Annotated in this window: 21 protein-coding genes; 5 read left to right on the forward strand and 16 right to left on the reverse strand. The window is 68.4% G+C overall.

Annotated features, from left to right (window positions below):
• Positions 1–4: 4 nt before the first annotated feature.
• From JIM95_RS03040 to JIM95_RS03050, 3 genes are all read right to left on the reverse strand, one after another.
• On the reverse strand, positions 5–490 hold the full coding sequence (locus JIM95_RS03040) for a hypothetical protein (RefSeq protein ID WP_200260926.1): 486 nt from the start codon (positions 488–490) through the stop codon (positions 5–7).
• 14 nt (positions 491–504) lie between these two features.
• A complete protein-coding gene (locus JIM95_RS03045) occupies positions 505–1,044 on the reverse strand; it encodes a hypothetical protein (protein WP_200260923.1) in 540 nt (179 codons plus the stop codon).
• Positions 1,045–1,110: 66 nt separating this feature from the next.
• Positions 1,111–2,496, reverse strand: coding sequence for a glycine--tRNA ligase (locus JIM95_RS03050; RefSeq protein ID WP_200253150.1), 1,386 nt, complete (start codon positions 2,494–2,496; stop codon positions 1,111–1,113).
• A 364-nt stretch (positions 2,497–2,860) separates the two neighbouring features.
• Here JIM95_RS03050 and JIM95_RS03055 point away from each other — a divergent pair, with 364 nt between their 5' ends.
• Complete coding sequence (locus tag JIM95_RS03055; protein ID WP_200260920.1) at positions 2,861–3,304, forward strand: Fur family transcriptional regulator; 444 nt, start codon at positions 2,861–2,863, stop codon at positions 3,302–3,304.
• A gap of 27 nt (positions 3,305–3,331) precedes the next feature.
• Here the strand turns inward: JIM95_RS03055 and JIM95_RS03060 are convergent, their stop codons facing one another.
• From JIM95_RS03060 to dnaJ, 9 genes are all read right to left on the reverse strand, one after another.
• Positions 3,332–4,447, reverse strand: coding sequence for a VIT1/CCC1 transporter family protein (locus tag JIM95_RS03060; protein ID WP_200260917.1), 1,116 nt, complete (start codon positions 4,445–4,447; stop codon positions 3,332–3,334).
• Positions 4,448–5,179: an isoprenyl transferase gene (locus JIM95_RS03065; RefSeq protein WP_248702940.1), complete on the reverse strand. Its 732-nt coding sequence runs from the start codon at positions 5,177–5,179 to the stop codon at positions 4,448–4,450.
• A gap of 64 nt (positions 5,180–5,243) precedes the next feature.
• On the reverse strand, positions 5,244–6,011 hold the full coding sequence (recO, locus tag JIM95_RS03070) for a DNA repair protein RecO (RefSeq protein ID WP_200260912.1): 768 nt from the start codon (positions 6,009–6,011) through the stop codon (positions 5,244–5,246).
• A gap of 1 nt (position 6,012) precedes the next feature.
• Entirely contained in the window at positions 6,013–6,933 is a 921-nt protein-coding gene (gene era / locus JIM95_RS03075; RefSeq protein WP_200260909.1) for a GTPase Era, read from the reverse strand.
• A 145-nt stretch (positions 6,934–7,078) separates the two neighbouring features.
• Positions 7,079–8,401 carry a hemolysin family protein gene (locus tag JIM95_RS03080; RefSeq protein ID WP_248112582.1) on the reverse strand — a complete coding sequence of 441 codons (1,323 nt, stop codon included), beginning with the start codon at positions 8,399–8,401 and terminating at the stop codon, positions 7,079–7,081.
• 2 nt (positions 8,402–8,403) lie between these two features.
• A complete protein-coding gene (gene ybeY, locus JIM95_RS03085; RefSeq protein WP_200260907.1) occupies positions 8,404–9,009 on the reverse strand; it encodes an rRNA maturation RNase YbeY in 606 nt (201 codons plus the stop codon).
• Complete coding sequence (locus tag JIM95_RS03090) at positions 9,009–10,076, reverse strand: PhoH family protein (protein WP_200260904.1); 1,068 nt, start codon at positions 10,074–10,076, stop codon at positions 9,009–9,011. Before JIM95_RS03090 ends, ybeY begins: the two co-directional genes overlap by 1 nt.
• 8 nt (positions 10,077–10,084) lie before the next feature.
• A complete protein-coding gene (locus JIM95_RS03095; RefSeq protein ID WP_200260901.1) occupies positions 10,085–10,864 on the reverse strand; it encodes a 16S rRNA (uracil(1498)-N(3))-methyltransferase in 780 nt (259 codons plus the stop codon).
• On the reverse strand, positions 10,861–11,994 hold the full coding sequence (gene dnaJ, locus JIM95_RS03100) for a molecular chaperone DnaJ (RefSeq protein ID WP_200260898.1): 1,134 nt from the start codon (positions 11,992–11,994) through the stop codon (positions 10,861–10,863). Before dnaJ ends, JIM95_RS03095 begins: the two co-directional genes overlap by 4 nt.
• A 291-nt stretch (positions 11,995–12,285) precedes the next feature.
• On the opposite strand from dnaJ, the gene JIM95_RS03105 reads away from it, so the two are divergent.
• Positions 12,286–12,489, forward strand: a complete 204-nt coding sequence (locus JIM95_RS03105) for a hypothetical protein (protein ID WP_200260895.1) — start codon at positions 12,286–12,288, stop codon at positions 12,487–12,489.
• Between the two features lie 154 nt (positions 12,490–12,643).
• On the opposite strand, the gene hrcA is transcribed toward JIM95_RS03105, so the two are convergent.
• A complete protein-coding gene (gene hrcA, locus JIM95_RS03110) occupies positions 12,644–13,672 on the reverse strand; it encodes a heat-inducible transcriptional repressor HrcA (protein ID WP_200260892.1) in 1,029 nt (342 codons plus the stop codon).
• 220 nt (positions 13,673–13,892) lie between these two features.
• On the opposite strand from hrcA, the gene JIM95_RS03115 reads away from it, so the two are divergent.
• Genes JIM95_RS03115 through JIM95_RS03125 form a run of 3 tightly spaced genes read left to right on the forward strand, consistent with a single transcriptional unit; the run spans position 13,893 to position 17,511 of the window.
• The gene (locus JIM95_RS03115; protein ID WP_200260889.1) at positions 13,893–15,551 is read left to right on the forward strand and encodes an efflux RND transporter periplasmic adaptor subunit; all 1,659 of its coding nucleotides are present in this window, start codon (positions 13,893–13,895) and stop codon (positions 15,549–15,551) included.
• Complete coding sequence (locus JIM95_RS03120) at positions 15,548–16,240, forward strand: ABC transporter ATP-binding protein (RefSeq protein ID WP_234034765.1); 693 nt, start codon at positions 15,548–15,550, stop codon at positions 16,238–16,240. Before JIM95_RS03115 ends, JIM95_RS03120 begins: the two co-directional genes overlap by 4 nt.
• Complete coding sequence (locus JIM95_RS03125) at positions 16,237–17,511, forward strand: ABC transporter permease (protein WP_200260886.1); 1,275 nt, start codon at positions 16,237–16,239, stop codon at positions 17,509–17,511. Before JIM95_RS03120 ends, JIM95_RS03125 begins: the two co-directional genes overlap by 4 nt.
• Before the next feature lie 23 nt (positions 17,512–17,534).
• Here the strand turns inward: JIM95_RS03125 and hemW are convergent, their stop codons facing one another.
• From hemW to JIM95_RS03140, 3 genes are all read right to left on the reverse strand, one after another.
• A complete protein-coding gene (gene hemW, locus JIM95_RS03130; RefSeq protein WP_248702933.1) occupies positions 17,535–18,713 on the reverse strand; it encodes a radical SAM family heme chaperone HemW in 1,179 nt (392 codons plus the stop codon).
• Positions 18,710–19,411 carry a hypothetical protein gene (locus JIM95_RS03135; RefSeq protein WP_200260883.1) on the reverse strand — a complete coding sequence of 234 codons (702 nt, stop codon included), beginning with the start codon at positions 19,409–19,411 and terminating at the stop codon, positions 18,710–18,712. The genes hemW and JIM95_RS03135 overlap by 4 nt, the downstream gene beginning before the upstream one ends.
• Before the next feature lie 203 nt (positions 19,412–19,614).
• A complete protein-coding gene (locus JIM95_RS03140; protein WP_200260880.1) occupies positions 19,615–21,444 on the reverse strand; it encodes an AMP-dependent synthetase/ligase in 1,830 nt (609 codons plus the stop codon).
• Positions 21,445–21,605 lie beyond the last annotated feature (161 nt).

Consider the following 21,605-nt stretch of genomic DNA (forward strand, 5'->3'; position numbering starts at 1 on the left):
GGGTTCAGACCCTGGTGTTCCGTTCCGCGGCGTCCACGAGGACGCACGCCCAGGACAGCACGACGCCGTGGACCGTGGGCAGGTCGGTGTGCCGGGGGCCGTCGAAGATCTCCAGCCCTCCCCGGAGGTCCGGATGCGTCGAGGCGACGATCCCCGTGGGTCCGATGATGTCGCGGTGGGTGCCGAACAGGGAACGCCGGCGCAGGGTGTACCGGGTACCCGCGCAGTAGCCCGTCAGCCGGCGGACGGTGAGGCCCTGCTGGGCCACGGTGTAGACGTCACCGCCGGACAGCGTAGCCCGACAGCGGAAACGGAGTCCGGGAGCGGAACGCTCCACCAGGATCCGGTCGTCCGCGGTGTGTATCACGCCGGCGGACATCATCGCGATGACGTCCCCGTGACCGTCCCTCAGGTACCCGTCCGCCCAGACCCAGCGGTCGGGTGACTCGTCGGCGAACAGTCCCGCCTTGTCCTCGTCCCCGGCAGGCATCGTTCCTCCGGCGCTCAATTCAGGAAGAACCAGATGATCAGCGGGGTCAGGATCAGCAGGCTCACCGTGAGCACCACGGTGGAGCTGATCATCTTCGCCTCGAGCGCCATCCGGGACACCCACGCGTTGAACACCGCACGGTCGAGCGGTAGATCCGCGTCGGGCTCCATCTCCACGATGACCTTCCGGACCCCGTGGTTCGCGCCGGAGAACTGGCCCAGCTTGGTGCCGTCGGCGGCCTCGATGACCCAGTCGGTGCGGGCCTCGTTCACGAACACGGCCTCCCCGTCGCCGGCGAAGTCGACCGTGATCTTCTTCGCGCGGGCCAGTCGGGGTCGGTCGGGCGTCGCGGTGAACACCCGGCCGTCGGCGAGGGTCGCGCGCAGCGGGCCGGATCTCGGGGCCGACAACCGCCATTCCTCACCCTCGACCGTGGCGCGGTGGTCGTCCACGGGCTCGGTGCCGAACACGGCGACGTCCCGGTCCCCCAGCGCGAGGGACAGGGTCGTCTGCCCGTCGTTCGTTTCCCGTGGTCCCCAGGTCAGGTTCTCCATGGCGGTGTGTCAGCCTTTCTTCCGGTGAACGGGCCCCGGATCCGGGGCCCGGTGCCCTCGGCGGGGTCAGCAGCCGATCAGTCGTGCGGCGAGGTAGCTCTCCAGCTCATCGATGGCGACCCGCTCCTGCTCCATCGTGTCACGCTCGCGCACGGTGACCGCATTGTCCTCGAGCGTGTCGAAGTCGACGGTCACGCAGAACGGGGTGCCGATCTCGTCCTGGCGACGGTAGCGGCGGCCGATGGCGCCGGAGGTGTCGTACTCGATGTTCCAGTGCTGACGGAGGGTCTCGGCGACCTTCTCCGCGGTCGGGGTGAGCGTGTCCTTCTTGGACAGCGGCAGAACCGCGACCTTGACCGGCGCGAGGCGGCGGTCGAGCTTCAGCACGACGCGCTTGTCCACGCCGCCCTTCGAGTTCGGGGCCTCATCCTCGTGGTAGGCGTCGACGAGGAACGCCATCATGGACCGACCGAGACCGGCCGCGGGCTCGATGACATAGGGGATCCAGCGCTCACCGGACTCCTGGTCGAAGAAGGAGAGGTCCTCGCCGGAACCCTTCGCGTGGGTGGACAGGTCGAAGTCGGTGCGGTTGGCCACACCCTCGAGCTCACCCCACTTGCCGTTGGCGAAGTGGAACGCGTACTCCACGTCGACGGTGCGCTTGGAGTAGTGCGACAGCTTCTCCTGCGGGTGCTCGTAGAGGCGCAGGTTCTCCGGATCGATGCCGAGATCGACGTACCAGTTGAACCGGTGGTCGATCCAGTACTGGTGCCACTCCTCGTCCTCGCCGGGCTTGACGAAGAACTCCATCTCCATCTGCTCGAACTCGCGGGTCCGGAAGATGAAGTTGCCCGGGGTGATCTCGTTGCGGAAGGACTTGCCGATCTGCGCGATACCGAACGGCGGCTTCATCCGGGCCGAGGTCATGACGTTCTTGAAGTTGACGAAGATGCCCTGTGCGGTCTCCGGGCGCAGGTAGTGCAGCCCCTCCTCGTCATCCACGGGGCCGAGGAACGTCTTGAGCATGCCGGAGAACTCACGGGGTTCGGTCCAGTTGCCGGGCTGACCGGTCTCAGGGTCGTTGATGTCGGCGAGACCGTTTGCCGGCGGGTGACCGTGCTTCTCCTCGTAGGCCTCCAGCAGGTGGTCGGCGCGGTAGCGCTTGTGGGTGTGGAGTGACTCCACGAGCGGGTCGGTGAACACCTCGAGGTGGCCGGAGGAGACCCAGACCTGACGGGGCAGGATGACCGAGGAATCCAGGCCGACGACGTCGGGACGCGAGGTCACCATGGACCGCCACCACTGCTTCTTGATGTTCTCCTTCAGCTCGACACCGAGCGGGCCGTAGTCCCACGCGGAGCGGGTACCGCCGTAGATCTCGCCGCAGGGGTAGACCAGTCCGCGTCGTTTACAGAGGTTCACGACGGTTTCGATGGTGGTTTTCTGTGCCACGATTCTTCAGTACTCCTAAAGGGAAGATGTACGGTTCGTTGATGCTCGGTGACGGCGGCGCCGGGGTTTCACGTTCCCCGGCGGCTCCGTGGGTACCGGAGCGCACCGGAGAAGGGGTCTCCCCCCGTCGCACCAGTCCGGGACCAGTCTAACCCGCGGGATCCGGAGCTCAGGTTCGGCCCGGGGTTTTCCCCTGCGGTCCACCCCGTGGGACGACGGCAGGTACGGGGTAGCGGTTGACGTTGACGCGCTATCATGTGGGAAAGAGACTGTCCCACCGCCGTACGGTCCGGCGACAGGGGGCTCCAGGCACCCCCTGAATCAGGGGCAGCTGATCATGCACCCTGCAGGAAGGACCCCGAACATGTCCGGTAATCAGGACTCGACAATCCCGAAGCTGGGTGTCCGCAGTACCCGCCAGCGCGCCGCCGTGGTCGAGGTGCTCCGCGATCTGGACACCTTCGCGTCCGCGAAGACGATCCACCGCGAGCTCGGCGAACGGAACCACAAGGTCGGTCTGACCACGGTCTACCGGACCCTGCAGTCGCTCGCGGACATCCACGCGGTCGATGTCCTGCACATGGCGACCGGTGAGTCCCTCTACCGGCACTGCGACACAGAGGCTCACCATCACCACCTCGTCTGCACCGAGTGCGGTCACACGATCGAGATCGAGGGCGGACCGGTGGAGAAATGGGCGCTGGAGGAGTCCCGCCGCAACGATTTCCAGCTCACCGGCCACACAGCCGAGGTGTTCGGCGTGTGCGCCGACTGCCGTGCCGGACGGAGCACCGGCACGGACAACTGACGGGGCCGGGAGACGGCGTCGGTCAGCTCAAACCACGACGCCGATCACGTTGCCGAGGCCGAAGGTGACCGCCGCGGCACCGAGACCGACCCCGAGCTGGACCAGAGCCTTCCGGATGGGGGGCATCCCGGAAAGCAGGCCGACGATGGAACCGGTGCACAGCAGGGCGATCCCGACGAGAACGCAGGAGATCACCGCGGCCGTCAGGGTGGACAGCCCGAAGAAGAACGGCACGCACGGGATCAGGGCGCCGGAGGCGAAGAACAGGAAACTGTGCACCGCGGCGGACGTCCCGGACCCCACGACCTCCGGATCGGTGGGCGCGGCACCGACCGGCACCGTGGAGATCGCCTCCCGTTCCACGGGGCGGTTCGCCCGGATACCGGCGAAGACCGCCGCGGCCTTCGCCTTCGCCTCCCCGCCGCTCATGCCGCGCGCACGGTAGACCAGCTCGAGTTCATTGGCGTTCACGTCCAGCTGCGGCAGCTGCGCGGAGGCCATCGGATCGGCGGTCGAGGCCTCGAGGAGGTCCCGCTGCGAGGACACCGAGATGTACTCTCCGGCCGCCATGGACAGTGCCCCGGCGAGCAGGCCCGTCAACCCGGTCATCACGATCACGCCGTTGCTCGTCACGGCCCCCACGACGCCGAGGACGAGCGCGAGGTTGCTGACCAGGCCGTCGTTCATCCCGAACACGGCGGCCCGGAAATTACCGGAGATCTGTTCCCTTCCGCGGGCGGCAAGGCCCCGCACGACCTCGGCGTGGATGCACTCGTCGGCGGTCATCTGGTCCGTGGCGTCCTCGTCGTCGAGGTACGGGGTGCGCTGCTCGGCGGACTGCATGAGGGCGAGGGTGAACACGCTGCCGAAGCGGCGGGCGAGGAAACCCATCAGGAGGGTGGAGTAGTCGGGGCGCCGCGGCATGCCGACGTGATTGCCCAGCAGCGTGCGCCAGTGTTCCTCGTGCCGCGCCTCGGCGTCCGCCAGGGAGAGGAGGATGTCTCGCTCCTCGCCGGTCTTGTGCAGGGCGAGCTCGCGGTAGACCGCGGCCTCCGCCCGTTCATTGGCGAGGTAACGCTGCCACCGTCTGATCTGTGCGCGGGTAGGTTCCCCGACCACCGTTTTCCCGGTGTGCTCCGTCATCTATCTGACACCTCCGAACCGTCGGTCCCGGTGGGCGTACTCGACCACCGCGTCGTAGAGATCCTGCGGGGTGAAGTCGGGGAAGAGCTTGTCCTGGTAGACCATTTCTGCGTAGGCGGACTGCCAGAGCAGGAAGTTCGATGTGCGCTTCTCCCCCGACGGGCGGAGGAAGAGGTCCACGTCCGGCATGTCCGGCTCGTCGAGGAAGTCCGGGAACGTCGCCTCGGTGATCTGGTCGGGGCGGAGTCTACCGGCCGCGGCTTCCGCGGCGATCTGCCGGGCGGCGTCGATGATCTCCGCGCGACCGCCGTAGTTGACGCACATCGCCAGCGTCATGGTCGTGTTGTCCTTCGTCAGTTCCTCGGCGGCCTCCAGCTCGCGGATCACCGAGCGCCACAGCCGCGGACGCCGTCCGACCCACCGGACACGCACCCCCTTGGCGTGCAGACCGTCCCGCTGCCGACGCAGTACATCGCGGTTGAACCCCATGAGGAAGCGGACCTCATCGGTGGAACGTCGCCAGTTCTCCGTGGAGAACGCGTAGGCGGACAGATACGGGACGCCGAGGGCGATGCAGGCGTCCACGACGTCTAGGAGTACGGCCTCTCCCCTGCGGTGGCCCTCGGTACGCTTCATTCCCCGTTCCGTGGCCCAGCGGCCGTTGCCGTCCATCACCAGTGCTATGTGCCTGGGGAGGAACTCGGCGGGGATGTCGGGCGGAGTGGTGTTCACAGTCACCGCTCCATTGTGCCACCCGCCCCCGTCGCGGAAAACCACCCCGGCCACTCACCCGGGGTCAGCCCTGATCGAGCAGATCCAGGGACCGCACGCGGTGTTCCAGGTGCCAGTGGAGGTGCGCGCGCACGAGCTGATGCGCCTGGCCCGCGAAGTCGGTGAACATCCCGTCCCCGGCGTTCTCGGAGGCCGCACGCGCGTCCTCCACAGCCGCCCACGATTCGTGGGCGAGCCACCACATGAGCCGGAGCACCGCCTCATCGGGGGTCGCGGCCCCCGGGGGCCGGCACATCCCGCACACCGCTCCCCCGGCCGCGGGGTGGAAGGCGTGGTGCGGTCCGGGTCGTCCGCACTGCGCGCAGTCGAACAGGCTCGGCGCCCAACCCGCGTGACCCATCGCCCGGAGCAGAAAGGAGTCGAGCTCGGCCGTGGGATCGACGACCGTGCGCAGCCGGGCCAGTGCCGCGGCGCTGGCGTCGAAGAGCCACGGGTCATCGCCGAACTCGGCGACGGCGAGGCGTTCCGCGGATTCGAGGACCGCACACGCGCAGGTGTAGCGGGTGTAGTCCTCGATGAGCCCGGAACCGTGGTAGGCCACGGTGTCCGCACCGGTGATGCTGTGCAGGTTCCGCCCCGGGTACAGCTGCACGTCGAGCTCGACGAAGGGCTGAAGGCGGGACCCGAACCGGGATCTGGTGCGCCGCACCCCCTTCGCGACACAGCGCACCAGGCCGTGTCCGCGGGTCAGGAGGACGACGACGCGGTCGGCCTCCCCGAAGTCGTGGGTCCGCACCACGAGCGCCCGGTCGCGGAAGCTCGGTGCGCGCATCCTAGAAACCGAGGCGGCCGAGCGCCTTCGGATCCGACTGCCAGTTCTTCAGAACCTTGATCCGCAGATCGAGGTAGATGTTCTGGCCGATCAGCTCGATGATCTCCTTGCGGGAGTTGTGGATGATCCGCCCCAGGCGACGGCCGTCCTTGCCGATGATGATGTCCTTCTGACCGGGACGTTCCACGTAGAGGACCGCGTGGATGTCGAGGACGTCGGGGCGCTCCTCGTTGGGCAGGACCTCGTCGATCTCGACGGCGACCGAGTGCGGCAGTTCGTCCTTCAGGCCGGCGAGCGCGGCCTCCCGGATCAGTTCCGACATGCGGGTGTTCCGGTCGTCGTCGGTGACGTGGCCGTCCGGGTAGAACTTCGGCCCCTCCGGCAGCACGCCGGTCAGGACATCGACGAGGACATCGAGTTGTTCACCGGACTGCGCGGAGACCGGGACGACCTCGCAGTCACCGCCGAGCATCTCGTGCAGGGCCATCAGCTGAACGGCGACGGAATCCCGGGAGACCTTGTCCACCTTGGTCACGATCCCGACGATCGTTGTCTTCGGGGCGACCTTCTTCACCGCGTCCAGGATCCACCGGTCACCGGGGCCGATCTTCTCGTCCGCCGGCACGGTGATGCCGATGACGTCGACGTCCGAGTAGGTCTCCTTGACCATCTCGTTCAGCCGCTCCCCGAGCAGGGTCCGCGGCCGGTGGAGCCCCGGGGTGTCCACGACGATGATCTGGGCGTCGGGACGGTGAACGATGCCGCGGATCGGGTGGCGCGTGGTCTCCGGCTGGTTGGCGGTGATGGCGATCTTCTCGCCGACCAGTGCGTTCGTCAGGGTCGACTTGCCCGTGTTGGGCCGCCCCACGAAGCTGACGAAACCGGAGCGGAACCCCTCGGGGGTGTCGGTGAATGAAGTCAACGTTGTTCTAGTCCTCCACGGAGCCGGACGGCCCCGGATTGTCGGTGGGTGATGCTCATGGGCCCGGCCTCCCCGTACTTGGGGCGGTCGGTCCCGGATGATCTCCCATCGTACCCCGTGGGTGCGCCGTGACCGCGGAGTCCGCTCAGCGGACGTCGGCGCTGCCGGTCTCCGGATCGAGGACCGTCACGATGACGGACTTGACCCGCATCCGGCCCCGCCGGTCCCGGCCGCCCTCGGCGGTGAGCTCCAGGCCGCAGGTGCGCACCGAGGCACCGGGCAGCGGGACCCGCCCCAGGTCGTAGGCGATGAGCCCGCTGACGGTCTCCACCTGATCGGTGATGTCCTCGCCGAACTCCAGCTCGATGTCGAGGTCCTCGTCCACGAGATCGGTGAGATCCTCGAGGGTGAGCCGCGAGACGACGCGGTAGCGTCCCGGCGCGAGCCGCTCGATCGGCGCCACCTCCCCGGAGTCGTACTCGTCGGCGATCTCACCGACGATCTCCTCGAGAATGTCCTCGATGGAGATCAGCCCCGCGATACCTCCGTACTCGTCGACGAGCAGCGCGATGTGGATCCGGTTGAGCTGCATCTCCCGGAGCAGATCGTCGAGGTTCTTCGAGTCCGGGACGAACGTCACCGGGCGCATGACGTCCTCGACGCTGACGCTCCGGCCGTTGTCGCTCGACGAGTACGTCCTCTGGACGAGATCCTTGAGGTAGACGACACCGACGATGTCGTCGACGTTCTCCCCGACCACCGGGATCCGGGAGAGCCCGGAGCGCACGCAGAGCGCGGTCGCCTGACCGGCGGTCTTGTCCGATTCGATCCAGATCATCTCCGGCCGGGGCACCATGACGCTGCGGGCCGTGGTCGACGCGAGATCGAACACCGACTGGATCATGCGGCGCTCGCCGATCTCGACGATGCCGTGTTCCTGGGCGATGTCGACCATCTCGCGGAGTTCGACCTCCGTGTTGAACGGGCCGTCGCGGAATCCCGCCCCGGGGGCGAGGATGTTGCCGAACCAGATCAGCACCTTGGTCACCGGCCCGAGCAGGTGCGCCAGCACGGAGAGCACGAGGGCCGACTTGAGGGACACCGTGTACGGGTTCTGGCGGCCGATGGTGCGGGAGTAGACCCCGACCACGACGTAGGTGACCAGGGTGAGGACAGCGATCGCCGTCGCCAGCGCCCAGCCCCGGGAGGAGATCAGCTCGAACGCGAGTGCACCGGTGCACACCGCCGCGGTGGACTCCAGGAGGGTCCGGAGGAGCACGAGGAGGTTTATGTGGTCGGCCCGTCGGTCCACGACCTGGAGCAGCTTCACCGCTCCGGGGCGTTCATCCTTGACGAGTTCCTCGACGCGCGCGCGGGAGATCGACGACACAGCCGATTCGACTGATCCGAGAGCGCCCGAGGTGACCAGGGCGGCAGCCGCCCCGAGCGCCAGCATGACTGGGTTCACGGTCAGTTCTTCTCCGTCGTGTCCGGCTCGGCGATCACGGGGATCGTTCCGTCCGCGTTCAGATGGTCGAGGGCCTCCCGGTCCGACGCGGTCGGGAACGCCCCCGGTCCCGAGGGCTTGGGCTGGTACCGGACGCCGCGCGACTGCAGGTCGTCGTACCAGTCGGCCAGGATCTCGTTCTGCAGCGCGAACATCTCCCGCTCCTCGTCGGCCTCGACGTGATCGTAGCCGAGCAGGTGCAGCACCCCGTGGACGGTGAGCAGGGAGAGCTCGTGGTCGAGGCTGTGCCCCGCGCGAGCCGCCTGTCCCTCCGCGAACTCGGGACACAGCACGATGTCCCCGAGCATCGCGGGGCCCGGCTCCGCGGCGTCGGGACGCCCGGAACCGGGTGTGAGTTCGTCCATCGGGAAGCTCATCACATCGGTCGGACCAGGCAGATCCAGCCAGCGTTCGTGGAGTTCGGCGATGACGTCGGGGTCGACGATGTGCAGGGAGCACTCCGCCTGCGGGTGCACGTCCATGCGGGACAGTGCGTAGCCGCAGACGTCGATGAGCATCTCCTCGTTCACGTCGCCGTAGGCGGCCTCATTGAAAACCTCGGTGCCCATCAGGACGACCGTCCCTTCGTCTCCTGGTTCTCCCAGTCGTCGTAGGCGTCGACGATACGGGCGACCAGCTGGTGCCTCACGACGTCCTCGCTGGTCAGCTCGGAGAAGTGCACGCCCTCCACACCGCGGAGGATGTGGCGCACCAACCGGAGCCCCGACCGCTGGCCGCCGGGCAGGTCCACCTGGGTGATGTCGCCGGTGACGACCATCTTCGACCCGAATCCGAGTCGGGTGAGGAACATCTTCATCTGCGCCGGGGTGGTGTTCTGCGCCTCGTCGAGAATGACGAAGGCGTCATTGAGGGTGCGCCCGCGCATGTAGGCCAGCGGCGCGACCTCGATGACACCGGCCTCCATGAGCTTCGGGATCACCTCCGGTTCCACCATGTCGCGCAGGGCGTCGTGCAGCGGTCGCAGGTAGGGGTCGATCTTCTCGTTGAGGGTGCCCGGCAGGAAGCCGAGCTTCTCCCCCGCCTCGACCGCGGGCCGGGTGAGGATGATGCGGCTGACCTGTTTGGTCTGCAGCGCCTGCACCGCCTTGGCCATGGCCAGGTAGGTCTTGCCGGAACCGGCGGGGCCGAGACCGAAGACGATGGTGTTCTCGTCGATCGCGTCGACGTACTCCTTCTGGCCCAGCGACTTCGCCCGGATCACCTTGCCGCGGCGGGCGATGATGTCGCTGGCGAGGACGTTCGCGACCGACTGGGGAGCCTCACTGGTGACGAGGTTGACGGCGTGCTTCACGGCCGTGGGGCTGATGTGCCCGCCCCGGCGGGCGGTGGCCTGCAGTTCGTCGAGCACCCGGCGGGCGCGGGACACCTCGTGGGCCGGCCCGGTCAGGGTGACCGTGTTCCCGCGGACGAAGATGTCGCAGTCGACGTACTTCTCCAGCGTCTTCAGGTTTCCGTCGGTGGTACCGAGCACGCTCTGCACGAGCGCCGGGTCGATGTCGAAGGTCTCGGAGACACTCTGGTCGGTGTTGTAGATGGCCACGTGCGGGGCTTCGCCTACTTTCGGGAAGATGTTCGGTGGGATCTGGGAGTCCGGTGCCGTGACCGGTGGACTCATGGTGGACCTTACCAGCGGGAGCTGGTCGCCCCGATCGCGGAGAGCGCTGACAGTGCCGCGGTCGCGGTGCGCAGGACCTCGGGCCCCAGCCGGACGGCCCGGGCACCCGCGGCGGTGAAGCGCGTCACCTCCGCCGGGGAGATGCCGCCCTCGGGCCCGATGACGAGAACCACCTCACCGGCGTCCGCCCAGTTGACGGTGGCGAAGGCGACCGCAGACTCCTCGTGCAGCAGGACGGCTTCGCCGCCGCCCGCGACGGTGTCCCGGATGAGTTCCTCGACGTCACCGCCGTCGGCGAGGGCCGGGATCCGCGGGACGTCGGTACGCCGGGACTGCTTCGCCGCGGCGACCGCGGCGGCCCGCCACTTGCCGAGTGCCTTGTCGCGTTTCGGCCCGGTCCAGCGGGCTATGCAGCGCTCGGCCTGCCACGGGATGATGGCGTCCGCGCCACCCTGGCACGCGAGATCGACGGCCAACTCGGCACGGTCGGATTTCGGGATCGCCTGGACGACGGTGACCCGGGGATCACGCGCCGTGGCCGCGAGTGTCGCATCGACGGTGAGGATCATGGTGTCCCGGCCCGCGGTCTCCCGCACGGTGCACCGAACGGCGTGTCCACGACCGTCGGCGAGGACCAGTTCATCGCCCTCGCCGAGACGCCGCACGCTGACGGCGTGCCGGGCCTCGGGGCCGGTGACGGTGACGGTCTGACCCGGGCCGGGCAACGGCGCCGGATCCGTACCGGCGAGCACCGCGTCGAGGTCGGCGAGGAACACGGGGAGGGTCATCGCCGGAACCGGTTGCGGAGCCGACTGAACAGGGTCTCCTGCCCGTCACCTTCGCGGTTGACCTCGGCCGAATCGTCCCGGTGGTCGCGGAGCTTCTCGAGGAGGGCCCGGGACCGGTCATCGAGCTCACGGGGCACGAAGACATCGAGGTGCGCGACGAGATCGCCGGCGCCCTCGGCGCGCAGCCGCGGCATGCCGGAGCCGGCGATCCGGATCCGGTCACCGGGCTGGGAACCGGCGGGCAGGGTGATGGTCAGTGACTCACCGGTGAGGGTTTCCGTGCGGACCTCCGTCCCGAGGGCGGCGTCGACCATGGGCACCCGGACGGTGAGATGGAGATCGTCACCGTCCCGGCTGAACACGGGGTGGCGCTGCACGGAGATCTCGACGTAGAGGTCGCCGGCGGGACCACCACCGGGGCCGACCTCGCCCTGTCCGGCCATCCGGATGCGCATGCCGTCGTCGATACCGGCGGGCACGGTGACCACGAGGTCGCGGCGCGCCCGGCGGCGGCCCTCCCCGTGGCACCGGTTGCAGGGGTCCTGGATGACGTCGCCGGTGCCCTGGCAGTTCGGACAGGGGCGGGAGGTCATCACGTTTCCGAGGAAGCTGCGCTGCATCTCCTGCAATTCACCGGTGCCGGAGCAGGTCTGGCACGGCACGGGCTTGGCTCCCGATTCGGAGCCGGATCCGGAGCACTCCTCACAGAGGACGGCGGTGTCGACCGTGATGTCCTTGCGGACGCCGACGAAAGCCTCCTCGAGCGTGATCGAGGTCCGCAGCAGGGCGTCGGCGCCGGGCTGGACGCGGGAGCGGGGCCCACGGCCGGTCCCGCCCCCGCCGAAGAAGGCGTCGAAGATGTCGCCGAAGCCGCCGCCACCGAAGCCGCCTCCGTATCCGCCGCCACCGCCCTGCTCGGCGGGGTCGCCGCCGAGGTCGACGATGCGCCGCTTCTCCGGGTCCGTCAGGATCTCGTAGGCGAGGGACACTTCCCGGAACTTCTCCGCGGCCTCCTCACCCGGATTCACGTCCGGGTGGTATTTGCGGGCGAGTTTGCGGTAGGCCTTCTTGATCTCCGAGTCCGATGCGGAACGGTCGACGCCCAGAATGCCGTAGTAGTCACGAGCCACGTTGTCTGATACTTCCTTCTGTCACCGACCACATCCGGGTCGGAATGAGGGTCTTGGGTGCGTGTTCGGGAACGGGGTTCATCCCCGCATTCCATCCATAGTAGTGAGCGTCCGGCACTTCGCCCAAGCGGGTGCGGGGTTCACGGTGTCCGTACCGTTTCCCGCCGCCGGAGCGGCGGAAACCGTCCCCGACCCGGCTCCGGGGGCGCCGCTACAATCGTGTCCACGATGTGAATACGGACACAGTCCGGGCTCACGTCGTCCCGACCCCACAACACGGAGGTAACTGACATGCACGACGCCCGACACTTCTACGTCTCGCTCGCGCTGATGGTCCTGGCCCTGCTGTTCGCGCTGTCCGGGCTCACCGCGTGGACCGCCCTGCTCCTGGTGCTGCTCATCTGCTGGTCGGTGTGGGTCCAGTTCGCGACGGACGACATCCGGGCCCGGAAGGGAAGGAAGGCGACCCCGGACAAGAAGCCGCGGGTGCGCTGATTCTCCGGGGCCCGGGTCCGATCCGGGTCCACCGCATGTCGGGTACCGTGTCCGCTCCCCCGCGGGCGAAGTGCGGGATGGGGGACGGCTTGAGGGTCGTCGAGTCCGGTGACGGTGATGGTGGCGAGGAGTCTGCCGTGGCGGGTTTCCGCGGCTAGTTGCCGCCGAGCACCCGGGAGACGTAGCGGGCGACGGCCTGGACCTTGGCGATGGTGCCCGGGTAATCCATGTAGGTGGGCCCGACGACTCCCATTCCCCCGAAGGTGGCTCCGGTCGCGCCGTAGCCGGTGCTGACGATGGAGGCACCACGGAGCTGATCCTCCTGGCTCTCCTCACCGATGCTCACGTGCACCGCACCCTGCGCCGTCACGCCGGACAGCAGGCGGAGCACGACGACCTGCTCCTCCAGAGCATCGAGGACCGTGGGAAGCCCGGCGGGGAAATCGCCGGTCACGCGGGAGAGGTTGGACGCACCCGCGAGAACCATCCGCTCACTGGGTGCCTCGACGAGGGTCTCGATGAGCGTGGTGGAGGCGCGGATCACGGCTGTCCGGATGTCGGCCGGAGCGTTCGCCGCGAGGTCCGCCATCGAGACCGACGCGTCATTCAGTGTCTTGCCCACCAGCGCCTGGTTGAGGACGTCCCGGAGCCGGGCCACCTGGTCGGCGGTGAGCTCGATGTCGGTGTCGACGTTGCGCTGGTCGACCCGGCCCGTGTCGGTGATCAGGACCAGCAGGATTCGGGACGGGTTCAGCTGCACGACCTCGCAGTGCCGGACGCGGGAGACATTCAGCGTCGGCAGCTGCGCCACGGCGGCCTGCCTGGTCAGCTGACTGAGCAGCTGTACGCCGCGGCGCAGGACGTCCTCTAGGTCCACCCCGTCCTCGAGAAAACTCCGTATCGCCCGCCGCTCGACCGGGGAGAGCGGCTTGACCTCGTGGAGGGAATCGACGAAGAGCCGGTAGCCCTTCTCGGTGGGGATCCGCCCGGAGCTGGCGTGCTGCTGGACGATGTAGCCCTCCGATTCGAGGACGGCCATGTCGTTGCGGATGGTGGCGGAGCTGACTCCGAGCCGATGGCGGTCGACCAGTGCCTTGGATCCGACGGGTTCGTGGGAGGCGATGTAGTCGGCGACGATCGCGCGCAGGACCTCGGCACGCCGCTGGTCGGTGGATCCCGCCATGTCCGCTCCTCTCCCCGGTGGTGTTACCGACCACGTGTCCGGCCTCTCCGCAACCGGTCCGCTCCGTGTGATCTTCTCTCCCCAGTATAGGGCCCGGTGGAGGTCCACAGGTTTCCTCCAGGGTCCTCCCGGGTCTGTCCCGGGATTGTCCCCTAGCGTGACTTCGCAGCCGACCTGTGCGGGTCGCAGTATCCGAAAGACCGAAAGGCCCTGGTTCCCGATGTCACTACCGACCGTCCTCCGCTTCACCCGACCACGCCGCCTGTTCACCGGCGCGGCCGCCGCGTTGTGCCTGGCCCTCACCGGATGCTCCGGAGGTGGCGACGGCACCGTACTGGCGGCACACGAGTACCGGACCGCGGAGGTCGAGGACGTGACCCGGGCGGTGCAGACCAGTGCGACGGTGGCGGCCGCGCGGACGGAGGCAGTGACCACCGCGCTCACCGGCCCGCTGACCTCCCTGTCGGTGGCCACCGGGGACCGGGTCGAGGAGGGGCAGCTGCTGGCGACGGTCGACGTTTCCTCCGTGCAGCGGGAGCTGGCGAACCAGAGGTCGCAGCAGGCCACGACGCTGACCTCGGAGCTCAATTCCGTCGAACAGGCGGAGCAGAGGCACCGGCAGTACAGGGAGAGCCTGGATCAGTCGCTGAACCCCGAGGTGAACGCCGCGCAGGCGGCCCTCCGGACGGCGACGGCCGCGCACGAGGATGCGATCCGCGCGTTCGAGGCGAAGAAGGCCGACGCCGCGGACGGCCGGGATCCGCGACTGGTGGAGCAGCAGCGCGCCCTGGAGGAGTCCCGCAACCAGGTGCTCAACGGCGAGATCAATCTCGCACGTTCCGGGGTCGCCTCCGCGGCTGCGCTCCTCCAGACGGAGCCTTCCGTCGAAGGGGTGCAGCAGTCGATGACCACCCACATCGGCACGGTGGAGGCGGCCACCGCGCTGCAGAACTCGGTGAAGGAGCTGAGCAACCGTCAGGAGGCCTACACGACAGCGCTCAAGGCGGTGGACCGCGATCTGGCGGAGGCGCAGCGGCAGGTCGCGGCGACCTTCGAGGCGAAGAAGGAGGCCACGGTGTCGGTGGAGTCGGCGAAGTTGACGGCCCGGCAGCAGCTGGATTCCCTGGCCAGTGGTGCGGAGCAGGCCCGCCGCGCCGCGCAGGCAGCACGGGAGTCAGTGGGCCAGGGAACCGACCACCTGACGCGGGACATCAACGCGAGTGAGATCCGGGCACCGTTCACCGGCGTGGTGGTGAACGTCGGGTCGGAGGTCGGTCGCCCCGTCGCAGGGTCGGTGCTCACGCTCGCGGATGATTCCGGGATGATCCTGCACACCGAGGTCCCGGAGATCGACGTCGCCGACCTCAGGCCCGGCGCCGAGGTCACGTTCACCACGGCCGCCACCGGCGGGAAGACGTTCCGCGGAAAAGTGTCGCGGGTGTCTCCCGTGGCCGGTGTGCCCGGCGGTGGCCCCGCCGCGCAGCAGCCGGGCGCTGCGGGCGCCGCCCCGTCCGCCGGTGCGCAGCGTCCGACCTTCCCTGTGGAGATCACGATCGACGGGGACACGAAGGATCTCCGGATCGGCGGCAGCGCCCGCGTCCGGATCGTGCTGGCCGCGGACAAGGGCGGCCTGGCGGTGCCGCGGGAGGCGGTGTTCGAGCGGGCCGACGGCACGAAGGCGGTTCTCGTCGTCGCCGGAGCAGAGGGCCCGGGTTCGAGGGGCACCGTGGAGGAGCGTCGCGTGGAGACCGGCACCGAGGGGGATGTCACCGTCGCCGTCACCGGTGGCGAGCTGAAGAAGGGCGAGACGGTGATCAGCCAGGGTTCGACCCGCCGTGAGCTGCTGGGAGCCACTGTCACGCTCGGGGACGAGGCATGAGCCCGCTGGTGGAGATGCGGGACATCGTCAAGACCTACAACATCGGTACCGAGGGGGAACTGACGGTTCTGCCGGGATGTGACTTCACCGTGGAGCACGGCGAATTCGTCTCTGTGGTGGGCGCCTCGGGTTCGGGCAAGTCGACGCTGATGAACATCATCGGGCTGCTCGACCGGCCCACGTCGGGCAGCTACAGCCTCGCGGGCGTCGACACGCGGAGCCTGGACAGCGATGCCCTGTCGGAGCACCGCAGCAGGGCGATCGGGTTCGTTTTCCAGAACTTCAACCTCATCGGCCGGATCAGCGCGCGGCGCAACGTCGAGATGCCGATGATGTACGCCGGTGTGCCGCGGGCGGAGCGCACGGACCGCGCCGCCGAACTCCTAGAGATGGTCGACATGGGGCAGCGCATGGACCACCGCCCGAATGAACTGTCGGGCGGCCAGAAGCAGCGCGTCGCGATCGCCCGCGCCCTGGCCAACGACCCGGAGTTCATCCTCGCCGACGAGCCGACCGGTGCCCTGGACTCGCACACCGGGCGCCTGGTCATGGACATGTTCCACGATCTCAACCGGAACCGGGGCAAGACCATCGTGTTCATCACCCACAATCCCGAGCTCGCCGCGGAGACCACCCGCGTGGTCACCATGCGCGACGGCCGCATCTCCGAGGGGGACCTGCTCCAGTGAACTTCAACGAAGCACTCCGCCTCTCGGTCGGCAGCATCGCCGGCAACAAGCTGCGGGCGCTGCTCACCCTCCTCGGCGTGATCATCGGCATCACCTCGGTCATCATCGTCCTGACCCTCGGTTCCTCACTGAAGACGCAGCTGGTGAAGAGCCTCGCGGATTCCGGGGCGAACGATTACTCGCTGCAGGTGGAGTCGCGTACCGCCGACGAGAGTGATCCGCTGCTCTCCCCCACCCCGGTCCCAGCCGCGTCGAAACTCACACCCGAGCTCCTCGACCGGCTGCGGACGAGGTTCCCCGGCCGGCTCGCCGGGATCCCGGTCGGTGAGGGCTCCGAGCACTCCGGGACCGTCAGTCCCACCGGGCACCCCGAGACGTCGAAGCGTGCCCGGATCAACGGGGTGAACCCCGACTTCATCGCGATGAAGACCACCGGGGTCACCGCGGGCCGCTCCATCACGGACGACGACGTCACCGGCGCCCGACCCGTCGCGGTGGTCTCCCCGGAGCTCGTCACGGCACTGTTCGCCGGGGACACCGCCGGCGCACCCGGACAATCCGTCGACGTCGAGACCACGACCGGTCGGATCATCTCGCTGACGGTCGTCGGAGTCACCGGCAGAGCGTCCGGTGGCGGGTTGTTCGGCGACGGTGGAAGTGAGTCACCGGTGATCTACGTCCCGTGGTCGGTGGAGGATCGGCTGGGCGGCGACTCCGGTGCATGGACCAGGGTGTCGGTGCGCCCCGTTCCGGGGACCGACGAGGAGTCGTTCCGGCGGGAACTGTCGGAGTTCGCGGCCGCCGAGTACACGACGGACCCGGACTTCACGGCGAAGGTCACCGACATGAAGAAGGACATCGACTCCTTCCGTCAGGTCATCGATTCCCTGAGCATCGGATTGTCGGTGATCGCCGGAATCTCCCTGCTCGTCGGCGGCATCGGCGTCATGAACATCATGCTCGTCACCGTCACGGAACGGACCCGGGAGATCGGCATCCGCAAGGCTCTCGGCGCGAGGAACCGCGACATCCGGCTGCAGTTCCTCGTGGAGGCCATGATCATCTGCCTGATCGGCGGGGTGATCGGGGTGCTGCTCGGCACGGCGCTCGGCGTGACGGGCGCGAAGCTGATGGGCACGCTGGTGTTCCCGCCCGTCGCGGGCGTGCTGTTCTCGCTGGGGTTCTCCGTCGCGATCGGCGGTTTCTTCGGGTTCTACCCCGCCGCCCGCGCCGCCCGACTCAACCCCATCGAGGCACTGCGTCACGAGTGATCGCGGAGCGGTTCCGGGGCGGTTCAGTCCTCGGCGACGAGGATGTCCGCGATGATGCCGTCGGCGAGCAGTCTTCCGGAGTCGGTGAGCGCGAGATTGCGCCCACCGTACCCACGCTCGATCCAGCACAACAGACCGGAGTCCACGTACCCGGCGACGACCCGCTCGGAACCGGGGCGCAGATCGGTCTCGGTGACACCGTCGTGGAGGCGGAGACCGAGCATCAGCTTCTCGGTGTGCCGGTCAGCGTCGGACAGTTGCTCCGAGTCCTTGACCGGAAGCTCGCCGCGGGCGCACGCCGCGGCGTAGGTCCGCGGGTGTTTGACGTTGAAGAAGCGGACCCCACCGAGGTGGGAGTGGGCGCCGGGGCCGGCGCCCCACCAGTCGCCGTCGCGCCAGTAGCCGATGTTGTGGCGGCATTCCCCGCCGGGGCGGGCCCAGTTGGAGACCTCGTACCAGTCGAATCCGGCACCACGCAGGGCGTCGTCGATGAGCTGGTAGCGGTCGGCGAGCACATCCTCGTCGGGGGCGGGCAGCAGGCCCTTGTTCACCTTGCGGGCCATCGCGGTGCCGTCCTCGACGATCAGCGAGTAGGCGGAGACGTGGTCGACCTCGGCGGACAGGATCGCGTCGAGGGTGGCGCGCACATCATCGTCGGTCTCGGTGGGGGTGCCGTAGATCATGTCGAGGTTGACGTGCTCGAATCCGGCCGCCCGGGCCTCGCGCGCCGCAGCGACGGGGCGCCCGGGGGTGTGCCGGCGTTCGAGGACGGCGAGCACGTTGCCCGCCGCGGACTGCATGCCCAGCGAGACGCGGGTGAATCCCGCCTCCCGCAACCGGTGGAAGAACTCCGGCGAGGTGGATTCCGGGTTGGATTCGGTGGTGATCTCCGCGCCGGGTGTCAGGCCGATGTGGGTCCGGACGCCGTCCAGAATTCGGGTCAGGCCGTCGGCCCCCAGCATGGACGGGGTACCGCCCCCGACGAAGACGGTCTCCGCGGGTCGGAGGAACCCGTCGCGGTCCATCCGCCGCGCGGCGAGCCGGAGCTCGATGTCGAGGGCGGCGAGGTAGCTCTCCGGATCCGCCCCGGTACCGAGTTCGCCGGGGGTGTAGGTGTTGAAGTCGCAGTACCCGCACCGGCTGGCGCAGAAGGGCACGTGGACGTACACCCCGAAGGGCACCGTCGGGTAAGCTCCGCTCACGAGGCGAAGCCACCGCCGTGTGCACCCCGGTTACGCGCGAGCTTGCGCGCGACCCTGGCGACGACGGCGTCGACGCGGGCCCGCTCCAGCAGGAACGTCGGGGGGTTGCTGCCGCGCATGGTCCGGCAGTACGCGGGATGCTGACGGGCGACGGTGGTGAGCCAGCCGTCGGCGGCGGCGACGACGAGAGTCCGGGCGTGGGCGAACATCAGGGGCAGGCTGACCGCGTCGAGGTCGTCGGCGGCGACGGCGGTCTGGTCGAGCACCCATTCCACGATGTCCTCGAGCTGCGCGGTGACGTCCCGTGTGCGGGAACACAGTGATTCGCTGAGTTCCCGGACGATGACCGGCGTTCCGGACAGCGGATGGATTGTGGTCAGGGTGGTGGCGTCGAGGAGTTCGGGCCGCTCGACCACGGGGGTCCGGGCGACGGCGCCGCGGACGCTGACGGATCCGGAACGGATTCCGGAGGTCAGTGCCTGGCGGAGTCCGATGAGCTCGGCGACGGTCCGCCTGGAGTCCGTGCGGGCCTCGTCGATGATGAGCTCGAATTCCGCGTGGCAGTCGACGACGAGTTCCTCGTCGTAGTCCGCGATCGCCTGTGCGAGGTGCTCGATGTACTCCGCGACCTCGTCGCCGATGTTGTAGACCTCCTGGGTCAGCTCACGGTGGCGCAGCAGGGCGTCAGAGTGTGGCAAGGCTGCTCCTCGGTGGGTCTGCCCGGAAAATCGGGTGCTTCGGTCATGATCTGCGGGCCCCACCTGTGGCGGGTGCTCCGGTTACAGAACTCTAAGCGCATTCTCCGGATTCGTGTGGGTGCCCCGCCGACGACACACCCGCCACACCGATGTTACTGGTGTGGCGGGTGTGATTACGGGGGGTGTGGCCCGACCGGCCGGTGTTAGCGCTTGTACAGCTGGCGGATCTCCTCGTTGAATCGCTGCGCCACGACGTTGCGCTTGATCTTCATCGTCGGCGTCAGCTCGTTCTCCTCCTCGGACAGATCCCGGTCCAGGATGTAGAACTTCTTGATCGCCTCGGCGTGGCTCACGGTCGAGTTGCAGTCGTTGATGGCGTCCTGGATCTCGGCCCGGAGCACCGGATCGGTCACCATGTCGGCCACCGACTTCGACTCCGGGAAGTTCCGCGTCAGCTTCCAGCGGCGGAACGCCTCCTCGTCCAGCGCGATGAGCACGCCGACGAAGGGTTTGCCGTCACCGACAACCAGGGCCTGGCTGATCAGCGGGTGGCTGCGCAGGCGGTCCTCCATCGGGCCGGGAGAGACGTTCTTGCCGCTCGCGGTGACGATGAGATCCTTCTTGCGACCCGTGATCACGACGTGCCCGGAATCCAGGAGCTCGCCCAGATCCCCCGTGTTGAACCAGCCGTCGTCGACGGATTCCTCGGTGGCCTCCTCGTTGTGCCAGTAGCCGTCGAAGACCATCTCGCCCTTGACGAGGATCTCCCCCTCCTCATTCACCCGGACCGCCATACCTCCGATCGGGCGGCCGACCGAACCGATGACGTTGTCCTCGAAGTTGACCGCCACGGCGGCGGTGGTCTCGGTCAGGCCGTAACCCTCGTAGACCGTCACACCGATGCCACGGAAGAAGTGCGCCAGATCCGGGGTCATGGCCGAACCACCGGAGATGCAGTACTTCACACTCGCTCCCATGGCCTCACGGATCTTCGAGTAGACGAGCTTGTCGAAGGCCCTGTGCTTCAGGCGCAGCGCCCGCGAGGGGCCCTCCTCCGTGTCCAGGGCCTTGGAGTAGTCCTGTGCGACCTTCTCCGCCTTGAGGAACATCGCCCCCTGGACGGGCCCGTTGTCCTGGGCGTTCGCCGCGGCACCGTTGCGCACCTTCTCGAACACTCGCGGAACGCCGAGAATCAGGTTCGGCCGCGCCCGCTGGAACTCGACCGACAGCGTCGAGAAATCGGACCAGTGCGACTGGGTGGCGCCCGAGATCGTGATCGCGAGGCTCACAGCACGGGAGAACACGTGCGCGAGCGGGAGGAACGTCAGGACCCGGGTTCCGGGCACCGCGATCGCACCCACCGGATGCGTCATCAGGGCACGGGCCTCCGACAGCCAGTTGCGGTGCGTCAGCCGGCAGCCCTTGGGCCGCCCCGTCGTCCCCGAGGTGTACACGAGCGACGCGAGATCCGCCGACTTCGTGGCGGCGATACGCTCCTCGACCGCCGAGTCCTCGATCGGACGTCCCTCGAACTTCAGGGTGTTGATCGCCGAGGCGTTGATCTCCAGGATCCGCTGCAGCCGGGAGGTCGACCCCTTCAGGGACGGCGAACCGTCCGGCCCGAGCTCCAGGTGCCGCATCAGCTCGGTGTGCTCGCGGGTCTCGGTCACGGCGAACACGGCCCCGGAGTCCTCGATGATCCACTGAACCTGGCTCAGCGACGACGAGCCGTAGATCGGGACGCTGACCGCTCCGGCCGCCCAGATGGCGAAGTCCAGCAGCGCCCACTCGTAGCGGGTGTCACTGAGCAGCGCGATGCGGTCCCCCTGCTGCACCCCGTTCGCGATGAATCCCTTGGCCACCTCGTAGACCTCGTCCAGGAACTCCCTGGCGGTGACACTGACCCACTCGAAGTTCTGCGGCCGGGTGAACATCACCCCGTACGGACGCACCTTCACCAGGTCGATCAACGCCGTGAGACACGTCTCACCAGGTCCGATCTCGTACTTCGCGGGGGTTGAGTATTCCTGCACTGATGATCCTTCCGCAGCGGTGCGCCCGAATCACGGCTGAGAACCGTGGACGGGAATCCGCCGTCGATTTGATTGCCTCTCCCGACGAATTTACCCGCTCCGCCCCGCCGGAGGGCGGGCACCTCCGGCTCGGGCGCGTCCACTCACGGGGTGAGGGGTGC

Source organism: Corynebacterium antarcticum (assembly GCF_016595285.2).
Lineage (GTDB): Bacteria > Actinomycetota > Actinomycetes > Mycobacteriales > Mycobacteriaceae > Corynebacterium > Corynebacterium antarcticum.